This window comes from Veillonellales bacterium (assembly GCA_039680175.1).
Classification (GTDB): domain Bacteria; phylum Bacillota; class Negativicutes; order JAAYSF01; family JAAYSF01; genus JBDKTO01.
Map to the genome: position 1 here is coordinate 19090 of JBDKTO010000039.1, position 9818 is coordinate 28907.

At 52.4% G+C, this 9818-nt stretch carries 1 protein-coding gene; it reads left to right on the forward strand.

All coding sequences use genetic code 11. The features are described from left to right. Nucleotides 1–91: 91 nt before the first annotated feature. The coding region (locus ABFC84_06375; protein ID MEN6412379.1) for a filamentous hemagglutinin N-terminal domain-containing protein at nt 92–9818 on the forward strand (9727 nt) is incomplete at its 3' end.

The window sequence follows — 9818 nt, forward strand, 5'->3', positions numbered from 1 at the left end:
TTAGTGTATAGTAAAAATAAAATGGAAGATTACTGAGCTGCTATTGATGCTTTTAGCGAATATGCCGCCTGATAAATAGGAGATGACGCAGATGCAGAGAAAATGGCGCAGGGCCTGGGAAAGAACGGCAATGGCGGCCATGTTTGTCGCTGCGGCGACGGGACAGGGGCAGGCTATGCCTCAGGGAGGCCAGGTGTCCTCAGGCACGGGTGCGATTTCCCAAACCGGGAATACAATGACAGTGAATCAAGCTACTGACAAGCTGTCGGTTAACTGGCAGTCGTTTAATATTGCCCATAACGAACATGTCAACTTTACTCAGCCTTCCGCCTCGGCAGTGGCCTTGAACCGTGTGGTCGGAAACGATTCTTCCTCCATATACGGCCAGCTGACTGCCAACGGTAAGGTTTTTTTGATAAACCCCAACGGAATTTTGTTCGCCCCCGGCTCACAGGTGAACGTGGGCGGGATTGTGGCTTCGACCCTTAATATGTCCGATAAAGATTTTACGACCGGGAATTATCATTTTGTTCAGCAGGGAACAAGTTCCGGCACGGTAATCAATCAGGGAAACATTACAGCGGCTGATAAGGGCTATGTTGCCATGCTGGCACCGGAGGTTCGCAACGAGGGTGTCATCGTTGCCAAACAAGGCACGGTGGCTCTTGGCGCCGGCAGTCAGGCCACTCTTGACTTCAGCGGCGACGGCAGACTCAGTCTGGCGGTGAATGAGACAGCCCTTAATGCCGCAGTCTCCAATAAAGGAGCCATCCAGGCCGATGGCGGCCTGGTCGTCATGTCGGCCCGGGCGGCCGGTGATTTGGTCAATTCGGTTGTGAACAACACGGGCGTTGTGCAGGCCAAAAGCGTCCATAATGACAACGGCACCATCGTGCTGGACGGCGGAACCGCCGGTGTGGTGACGAACAGCGGCACGCTGGACGCTTCCGGTAAAAACAGCGGCGAGACAGGCGGAACGGTAAAAGTTCTCGGCGATAAAGTGGCCTTAACGAGCGGCGCACAGGTCGATGTGTCCGGCGATGCCGGCGGCGGCACGGCTCTCATCGGCGGTAATTTCCACGGCACGGGAACGGAACAGAACGCCACCGCTGCATACATAGATAAAAATACCTCTATCAAGGCCGACGCCATCACCAAAGGCGACGGCGGCAAGGTGGCCGTGTGGTCCAACGAAGCCACTCGCTTTTACGGCGATATTTCCGCTAAAGGCGGCAGCCAAGGCGGCAGCGGCGGCGAGGTGGAGACGTCGGGGAAATATCTGGACGCCCAGGGAACGGTAGACGCTTCGGCGGCGAAGGGCAAAGCCGGGGAATGGCTGCTGGATCCGTATAATATTACGATACAGGATACGGGGTCGGAAACAAGTGTGGGTACTTCCCCGAACTTTACCAGTTCGGCCGACAGCGCCATCCTGCTTACCAGCAGTATCGAAACCGCCTTGAATGGCGGTACCAGTGTAACGGTTACTACCGGTAGCGGCGGTTCGCAGAACGGGGACATTACGATTAGCAGCAGTATTGACAAAACTTCCGGCGGCGATGCCGCGCTGACGCTACAGGCGGTCGGCAGCATATACATTAATAGCGGCGGTATTACGGCAAGCGGTACAAATACAGGAAAACTGGATATTATTCTGGACGCCGACAGCGGCGGCAGCGGCGTCGGCGGTATTGATATTTTCGGCAGTACGATTTCATCACACGGCGGCAATATTATCATGGGCGGCGGAAGCAGTACCGGCAAAGCGCAAGATATCGGGTATGCGAGACAGTATGCTTTGTGGGATCCTTTTCATAATGGAGACGATGGGGCGATCAGTGTCAAAGATACCACGGTGGATGCTACGGGTGCTGGTGTCGGCGGCAATATTCTCCTGCGGGGGAAAAATACCAGTATCGATTATAATTTTCCTATTGGCCTTGATATTATCGGCACTACGCTAAAAACCAGCGGCAACGGCAGCATTACTCTTGAGGGTATTGGCGCCGGTATTCCTAAAGATAGTAATTATCCGTCGTTTGGCATAAATTTAATTCCCGGTGACAATAGTCGACAGACAGCTATTATTAGCGAAAGTGGTAGTATTACTTTGACGGGAACACTGGATACGGCATCCAATTCCAGTTATGACGGAATCAGAACCCAGGGAACTGTAAATATTTATTCTAGCGGTGGCAAGGCCATTTCCCTTTCGGCTGGCAATGCGTGGTTTAAAGATGACGGCAATGCCTATATTGGCTGTTACTATAATACTTCGGACGGTACTGTAACCAAATATGGCAGTCCAATTACCATAAGTGCCGGCGGGCTGAATGTAGGAACTACGTATATTGAAACAATGAATACGGTTAATATTACTGAAACCGTAAGTGCCGATACGGCTACGCTGGGAAATATCCAGGCAGGAACTTTGATAATAAATGGATTGGGGGCAGTTACCCAAAATATCGGTACTGTTCTTACTGCATCAGGCTTAGATTTATTGGGAAATAGTGCAAATTATACTCTGACCAATACCGGTAACAGCATCACAACCCTGGCCGGCAATACCGGATCGGTCAATTTTGTCAACAGCGGCAGCTTCACCGTCGATGCGGTAAATACCACAACCGGCCTGACGGCGAGCGGCGATATTACGATACAATCCGGCACTATCAATTTATCAAAGACGGTCAGTTCCTCGGGCGGCGGAGTTAATTTGACGGGGAATTCTCTTTATCTCTCTTGCGGGAATAATGACAACACGAATATTACCGCTCATGGTGACGTTACAGTAAATGCTCCGGTCTATTTTTCCGGCGGCTATGGCCATTGGCCGGACGATATTATCACCAGTACCGGCGGCAGCGGCACTATAACCTTCAATGGGCAGGTGAATTTTGTTGATCAGAGCAGCTTAAAGGTTGATGCGGGTGGCGGGAATATTGTGTTCAACAAACCGGTGACGGGATCAAGCGGGGATTTTGTCCTATATGTTGACCGGGCTGCCAGTCTGACCTTTAATGATAATGTCGATCTGCACGGCAATGTCTGGTTCCATACGGATGCGCTTTCTTTAGCAGCCGGCAAGTATATTCGCCGGGGGCATACAGACGGAGCCGATTCTGGTGGAAACTATTTCCATATTGAACCGTATACACATGATAATTCTGTTTGGTATCTGTCTGGTGACGTTTTATCGCGTCTTAGCGGCTGGGGAAGCCTGTATATTGGTAATAACAGTAATCCTCGCGAAATCCAGATACAAGGGCCGGTGATGTTTCATGACGGAAATATTTACTTTGTTACCGGTGGCAGCGGGAGTATTGCGTTTGCGGATACGTTAACGGTTGTGGGTGGCGGCTTAGGTTTTTCCAATCCGTCAGCAGGGTCTTATACCGTTTCCTTGCCCGCGCTGACCGAAACACAGGGCGGGATCAGTACGGAATCAAACGCCAACCTTGTGCTTGGGGCGGATGCCACCCTGACTTCGGCCTATTCCGGGGCGCCCGGCGCTGCCATTACCTTGAACGGCAATGTGTCGGGAGCGGGAAAATCACTTACGCTTGCCGCGGGCACCGGCTCAGTAACTCTGGCGGGTACGACCGGCGGCGCCGGTACCGCGGCTTTGGGCGATATTACGATTGCGGCTGGCTCTATTGCCCTTAACGGACCGGTTACCGCCTCAGGCTATGTTTCACTGACAAGCAGCGGGTTAGTATCCCAAGCAGCTCCGATAACGGCCGCCGGTCTGGAATTGTTGGGCACGAACGGGGTTTATACCTTGACCAATATCGGCAACAGCATTACGACACTGGCAGGTAGTACTGGAACAATTGATTTTGTCAACAGCGGCAGCTTCACCGTCGGCGCGGTGAATGCCACGACCGGCCTGAAGGCCAGTGGCGATGTGTCACTCACGGCGTCCGGCGATGCGGGCACTCTTACGGTGGCATCGCCGATTACAAAAACCGATGGCAGCGGAACTACTTCATTGAATTTAACCGCCGGCAACAGTGTGCTGATCAACGCGAATGCGGCGATTACCGATGCGGTGGACGGCGACTGGAACGTCACAGTCAACGGCAGTAACTATATCAAGGATTCGGCGAACCTCAACACGTCCGGTTCGGTCGCCTTGACGGCGCCGATTATTGATATCGGTACGTCGTCGATTTTGGCCGCAAATGGCTTTACCGCCAACGGCGCTACCTATATTGTCAGTCCGTCTTTGGATATCACTGCTGCATCGATCGCCTTTAACGGTACGCTGGATACCGGTAATGATTATGTGCTGGCACCCGGTACGGCTGATTGGAGCACTGCATTTACAAATGCTCAAAACTATAATACCGGCGATAACCGTAAGGCGCATTTGGTGACAATTACTTCAGAAAATGAACAGAAAAGGGTGCAGGTGCTGGCGCCGGGCATGGAGAGCTGGCTGGGCTTTTCCGACGCTGCTTCTGAAGGTACTTGGCTATATGCTGCCGGCAGCAATGATCCCCAAAACGGGGTGCAATTTTGGTCCGGAAAGTCTGACGGAAGTGCTAAAAACGGCGCTTATACAAATTGGGCTGCAGGCGAGCCAAACGATTCTGATCAGAATGAAGATTATGCAGAAATGCTGGCCAATGGCAAATGGAATGATAAAAGCGGCGGGGAGAGTTTTCACTATGTGATTGAGGTGGAAAATCCTGCCGCGGCGCTGAATCTACACGCCGGGACAGGTGCGGTGACTTTCGGCGGCATGGTAGGCGGCAGCAAGAACCTGGGAGCGCTGACGGTCAATGCCGCTACGGTCAATATCGGCGGCTCGGTTTTGACCGCCGGGGCGCAGGACTACAATGCGGCGGTAAAAACGGCGGCGGACAGCATTATCTTCAACTCCACCGGCGGCGGGATAGGAACCAACCCCGGCAATACGACAGGCTCCGGCGTTGCCGCCCATCCGATTACTTTCGGCATCGGCAGTACGCTGGATTCTTATGCGTCTGGTACAGCCGTGCAGTTTTATACCGGCGGGGGTACGGTGACTTTCGACGGAACAGTGGGCGGCACCACGCCGCTAGCTTCCCTGTCTTTTATCAATAGCCCTGTGCAGCTGAATACAGCTGCCGTAACGGTAAGCGGCAATTTGACGACCGACAGCGCCTCCCCTATTACTCTTGGTACGGGATTCAGTCCGCTATTGTCGGCCGAGAATATTACCATTGCCGGCAATATCAGTAAAACCGACACGATGGCCGGCAGCCTGAATTTAACCGCCCAAGGTACGATTATCTTAGACGGCGGTACGAACGGTCTTAATATTACATCAAGTAGCACGCCCTTGAATGTCACCATGACGGCGGGTGACGATATTATCGTCAAAGGCGCTTCTTCTGCTCCTGTGGACATAACCACGGACGGCGGCGCGGTGTCGCTGTATTCCAATCATGACGATAACGGGGGCGGAATCTACATCACCTATGGTAATATTGCCACCGGCGGCGGAAATATTACCATAGGCGGCGGCAGCAACTTATCCGGTAATGCTCTGCGCAATAATACCAATTCAATATTTCGGGAAGGCGGCTTGTCCCATGGCGGGATCAGCCTATCATACAGCAACATTGACGCCGGCAGCGGCAATATCATTATGCGTGGCAGTAATACTGTCGACAGCACCGACTGGGCCATAGGTGTGGATATCATTGACGGTACAGTGATTAAGACATCAGGCCTAGGAACAGTCGAGCTTAGCGGCAGCGGCGGCAGTAATAGTACTGGTTTCAGCTCCGGGGTAAATCTTTATAACGGCGGCGTAATCACTACGGGAACCGGGACCATTACTTTGACCGGAACGGCAGCAGGAAGCGGCGGTAAGGATTATGGCGTGACTCTGGATGCGGGAGGAAGTGCGGCCAACCAGATTTATTCCACGGGTGGCGGCGCTATTGCTATTGAGACCACGGGCAGCAAAGCGATCGAAACGATAGGGAACGCTAATCCGTCCAGAATTGGTTATGCGGTTAATAATGGAAGTGAAGCACTTTATAACAGCAATATTAGTTTAATAAGTGATGGCGCTGTCGATCTAACCGGTGCCGCCGTCAAAACGAACGGCACGGTCAGCATTACCGCGACGACCGGCGCCATCATGCTGGGTAATATCACCGCCGGCCCGACGCTGACGCTGAATGCGCCGGGCACGGTGGGGCAGGTTTCCGGTACGGCGCTTACTGCTGCCGGCCTGGAATTACAGGGCGCGAACGGGGTTTATATCCTGACTAATACCGGCAACAACATTACGACACTGGCCGGCGATACCGGATCAGTAAAATTTGCCGACAGCCATAGCTTTTATGTGGGAAAAGTCAATAACACGGCCGGGTTGACATTTATCGGTGATGCAACGCTGCAGGCGCTGAATTCAGGTGATATTGTCGTAACAAACCCCATTGTCAAGGCCGGTGCGCCTGAATCTGAATCGGCCTTGCTGCTGCAATCCGGCGATAATATTATCATATTTAAAAAAGATGACAGCAATATCGGCAGCATTACCGCCAGCGGCGGCAAGCTCAACATCACGCTGGACGCCGACACCGACGGCAACGGCGTGGGCGGCATTGATATCGTTAGTACGAACATCGCGTCTAACGGCGGCAATATATTCATGGGCGGCGGGGCTATTGATACCGGCAATGGCAAGGTAACGGGTATTGGTAATGCCCATTACTATACAATAGATAATTACAATAAACAGGATTCACTAACAACATATACTAAAGTCGATCCACTTGGAACGGGCGATGACGGCGCAGTAACTGTAAAAGAAAGCACGGTTGACGCTGGCGGCGGCAATATCATCCTGCATGGGGAGAATATTCAAACTACTAAGGCAGGTTCCAATCTGATTTATTCCATAGGGCTTGATATTATCAGTAATGGAATTAAGACAACCGGTAATGGCACAATTTACATGGAAGGAACCGGTAGCGGTGCCGATTCGAATTCATATGGCATAAATATTATCAATGATATAGCGAATGCTTCTTATATTACCACGGAAAACGGTAGTATTACGGTTCAGGGAAACACCAATGCCGGTACCAAAGCCTCCGGCGGTGGTATAAAATTTGGTGATGGCAATAGTTTGGTTTCCAATATTTACTCTACCGGCGGCGGGGCTATTTCTCTTCTGACAGATGGTTCTACGCTTACGGGTTTTTCAAGCGCTACGGTCAATATCGGGTATAATGACAGCGTATATAGCAGTCCAATTACCATCAGCGCCGGCACAGTTGATTTATCCAAGGCGACGGTTAAAACTACCGGGGAAGTTGACATTGCTTCCGCCAGCGGCACCATTTCTCTGGGAAATATTACTGCCGGTACGGTTTTGAAGATTTCGGCGGCCGACGGGGTTACTCAGGCTCCCGGTACAGCGCTTATGATTACCGGTACGTCTGCCGGAGACGGATTGGAACTGTTGGGGACGAATGGGGTCTATACCTTGACGAGTACCGGCAACAGCGTTACAACCCTGGCCGGCAATACCGGATCGGTCAATTTTGTCAACAGCGGCAGTTTTACTGTCGGTGCGGTAAATACCACAACCGGCCTTACATCCAGCGGCGATGCGACGCTGACGGCGCAAGGCACCACCGGCGATATAACGGTGAGCCAGTCCATCAATATGAACGGCAACAGTACGAATGCGCTTGCCCTTACGTTAAAAGCCAATGAACATATTATTTTTGACTCCGGCGCTGGTGTGACGGTAAGAAACGGCAAAGTAAACGTGATGTTGAATTCTGATGCTGACGGGAATGCTGCCGGCGGTATTTATCTCGGCTCCGGCACGAATATCAGCAGTAACGGCGGAAACATTCTGCTCGGCGGCGGGAGTAATGCCTTGGGTAATGCGTCAGGAACCGGCATCCTAAGAAGCAATAGCGGGGGTAACGATGATGCTTTTAGCAATAAAACCATGGGTATCGGGCTAAATGGCGCTTCGTTGCAATCCAGCGGCGGAACGATTACGCTGCGCGGGCAGGGTTCGGCCAATACCAATTATTATGGCATCGGGGTAACGCTCTATAATAATAGCTCTATCGCTGCCGGCAGCGGCGGAACAATAGTGATCGACGGCATATCGTCTGGTCCGGGCAGCTATAACGGACATAGCTGTTACGGCATTCTGCTGGAGGACGCGGTCGTTTCCGCTGCCGGTAGCGGTTCTATTATGCTAAAGGGAACCGGGTCTGCCGCAAACAGCGGTTCCGGCATGGAAATAAAGGAAAGTAGTATTACTGCGATCGATGATGCGATCATTTCGCTTACCGGCGAAGCCGGAGAGGCGCAAAACTATGCCTGCGGTATGGAGATAATCGACCGCAGTACGATCAGCGCAGTAAACGGGAACATTCAAATAAACGGCACAGGAGCGACCTATGAGCTGTCGTCGGCAGCCGATAATACGGATCCCAGCGACAACAAAGGCCGAGGCGGCATCAATATTTACAGCGGAAGCCAGGTTGAGGTAAGCGGTACGGGCGGTATTACGCTTACCGGTACGGCAGGTACCGGCGGCAGTGCGGCAGTTTGGGGGATAAATTTAGAAGGCGGTGCGGTAATGGCTGCGGGGCCGAATGTGGTTGTGGCAATTACCGGAACGGGGGCGAACGGCGGCAAGGCTGTTGATGAAGGCAGCGGTACGGTTCAGGCTGCTAATCTGGCGGTGGTTTCCAGCGGCGGGGATATTTCTCTTACTAATGTAAACGAGATTGGCACGATTGCCGTAAGCTCTAATAATAATGCCGTAAGTATTAATAACGGCAGCAAGCCATTGAGCATCGGCACGGTGAACGGCGTGAACGGCGTCGATTCCGGCACGGCGAATACGACATTTACTGATATGGGCACCGTAACCCAGACCGCGGCGATTACGGCGGGCGGCCTGGGATTGACGGGTGCCGGTGGTACGTTCGACCTGGAACAGCCCAATCATATCGGGACATTGGCGGCGAATACGGGCAGCATCACCTTGAAGAATAGCGGAGCAATCAACATCGGCAGCGTTACGGCGAACGGAGTGACAACGGACGGAGTAACTACAACCGGAACCTTTAGCCTGACGGCAGGCGGAGATATTACACAAACCAAGGCCATCAGCACGACCGGAGCGGCGACGTTTAATGCCGGCAGCGGAAATATCAACTTAAACGATGATAATAACGACTTTAAAGATACCGTAGAATTGACCGGCGGAAACGTTACGGTTCATGATGCCAATGATATCCGGCTGGGAACCTCGAATGTTTCCGGCGATCTGACGGTAACGGCAGTTGCTGGCGCCATCAGCCAAAGCGGCGCAATAGATGCCCACAGCGGAACTACGACATTAACGGCAGGGACAATGAGCAGTCCTCAGAAGATTACATTGAACGATGCTAACAACGATTTCGGTACTGTTGTGATTCCTAATAGTTCTAACACAACATTAAACGACAAGAATGGCATTGCTCTTGGCAATTTAAACGTAACCAACTTGTTGGATCTGACAGCCGGCGGTAATGTGAGCCAGATTTCCGGGCAGACAATCAGCGCGGGAAATCTGGCAGTAAGCGCCAACGGCAGCGTCAATCTGAACGAAGCGAATACCATCGGCACGGCTGCGATAACCGCCTCCGGTCATGACATCACCCTGCGGGATGACGGCGGCTTTGCCATAGGAGAGGTTACTCGGACTGATAACAGCAAATTAAGCGGCATAAATGCCGGCAGCGGCAACGTGCAGTTGATTACCGGCAGCACGGGAACGGTGACGGAAA